Source organism: Bradyrhizobium sp. P5_C11_2, from assembly GCF_054049755.1.
Window position 1 is genome coordinate 1 of sequence record NZ_JBFULT010000853.1, and the last position, 2,151, is coordinate 2,151.

At 66.2% G+C, this 2,151-nt stretch carries 1 protein-coding gene; it reads left to right on the forward strand.

Features of this window, described 5'->3' with window-relative positions; genetic code table 11:
• Positions 1-779 precede the first annotated feature (779 nt).
• Positions 780-1,940: an alpha/beta fold hydrolase gene (locus tag ACXJL8_RS39435; RefSeq protein ID WP_456686850.1), complete on the forward strand. Its 1,161-nt coding sequence runs from the start codon at positions 780-782 to the stop codon at positions 1,938-1,940.
• Positions 1,941-2,151 lie beyond the last annotated feature (211 nt).

Genomic DNA, 2,151 nt, shown 5'->3' on the forward strand with positions numbered 1-2,151 from the left:
AATGGCCGAGAGTGTGCGTTGCAGGTCCTGCGGTAATGGCCGAGAGTGTGCGTTGCAGGTCCTGCGGTGGCGTCTTGGCCTTCGGACGGCACGCCTCGACCAGCGGCTCCAGCTCAGACCATTGCGCGTCGCTCAGCATCATCCCTCCTGCCTTGGAGAGACGAAAACGCAAGCCCCGCCAGTCCGTTCAGGCGACGACAGGCCCTAGAGTCAAGTGATCGTTTCAAAGTTTCGCAGCGTCACGCAAGATTTTACGCTCTCTGGCTCGCACGTCTCCTTCGCATCGCGCGTCTTTCAGTCCACATCCAGCTGACTTAACTAGGCCGCGTTGGCTCTGGGCCGCCAGCTCATTGCAACACAGGAGCCCACGACGAACTGATAGCGGCTGCCCAACGCGCCTAGGCCGATGCTGCGGAGATCGAGGCGCAGGCCAAGCGCCGGTTGGCCGATGAGTACGATGCCGCGCAGCAGCGGGGCGAGGTGGCGACCCGCGGGGGCGAACGTTCCGGTCGGGAACATTCGCCCGCAGCACCGCCGGTCACGGACCTTGGCCTGACCCGCAAGGCGATCCACGAGGCGCGGCAGATCCGCAACGCCGAGGCGGTGTCGCCGGGCATCGTGCGCCGCACACTCGACCAGCAGCTGGCCAAGGGCAAGGAGCCCACAAAGGCGGCCTTGAGCAGGTGCTCGCGTTGTTACTACCCCAGCCCAGCTACGGCTTGCAGTTGCTCTCCCTCTGAAAGAGGCTCGGTCAACAAAGGCAGGGGTGGGGACGTTGCATGGTCGATCGGAACAGGCACCGCTGTGCACTCCTTGCAGCCGCTCTCCTGCTTTCGGTATCCGTCCTGCCTGCCCGCGCGGATCCGCCAGCAGCTGCGCCAGTAACGGCCGCCCCGCCCGACCTTCAGGCCGTGCAGCACGAGGGGGACGTGGACCTGACCGAGTTCACGTTCCGCAACGGAGAACGCCTTTCCCCGCTGCGCCTGCACTACACCGCGCTCGGCACACCGCAGCGCGATGCGGCCGGCAAGATCACGAACGCGGTCCTGCTGCTTCATGCCACCACTGGCACCGGTAAGACCTTCCTCGTGCCGACGCTTGCCCACCACCTCTTCGGCCCGGGCCAGCCGCTGGATCCGCAGCGCTACTACATCGTCCTGCCGGACGGCATTGGCTTCGGCGGCTCTACTAAGCCGTCAGACGGCCTGCACGGGCGTTTCCCGCACTACGGCTACCGCGATCAGGTCGAGGCACAGCACGCCATGTTGCAGGCTATGGGCATCGACCATCTCCGGCTCGTCGCCGGCATCTCACAGGGTGGCATGCAGACGTGGCTCTGGGCCGAGCAGCACCCCGATGCCATGGATGGGGTGATGCCGATCGCCTGCATGCCAATGCAGATCAGCGGCCGAAACCTAATGTGGCGCCAGATCGTGGCCGACGCCGTGCGCAGCGATCCAAAGTGGAACGGTGGCGACTACGACCGTGCGGACCCGCCGACCGCCTGGACGCGCAGCGCGGCGCTGATGTTCGCGCTCATGGTCGGCACGCCCGAGCGGCTGCAGGCCGCCGGGCTGGACCGTGCCAAGACGCTGGCCTACGAAGACGAGCTGACGGCACAATACCGGGGTCGTGATGCCGGGGACGCGCTGTACGACTACGAAAGTTCGGCCGACTACGACCCCGCGCCCGACGTGACCCGCATCAAGGCGCCGATGCTGGCTATCAATTTCTCTGATGACCTAGTGAACCCGGAACAGCTGCCCGTCACGCGCGAGACCGTGGAGCACCTCGCCTCAGGCAAGTTCGTGCTGCTGCCGGGCGGCTGGGGGCATGCCGGCATCTTCCACGCCGACCTGTGGGCGAATCAGCTGGGTGCGTTTCTGAGCAGCCTTCCTGATCGAGATCACCCGCACGTGCCTGTTGCCGCTGAAAAGTAGGCCAGCACGCGGGCCTGGGCGAGCTGCCGTGTGAAGTGCGCCAGGGCGGCTTGCGCGATGCCATCCTGCACAGCGCCGGGGCCAACGCGGACCATGGGGTAAGGCGCACGATCCCCGATCGGCGCCGAGCGGGCCTGATGCTTGTTCAGGACAACGAGTGGGGCAGCTGGTCGGACCGTGAGATTGCCCAACGCTGTGCCGTCTCCCAGCC

What these genes read in the sequence shown, in the direction of transcription:
- ACXJL8_RS39435 (WP_456686850.1), top strand. Translation starts at nt 780, where the DNA reads ATGGTCGATCGGAACAGGCACCGCTGTGCACTCCTTGCAGCCGCTCTC.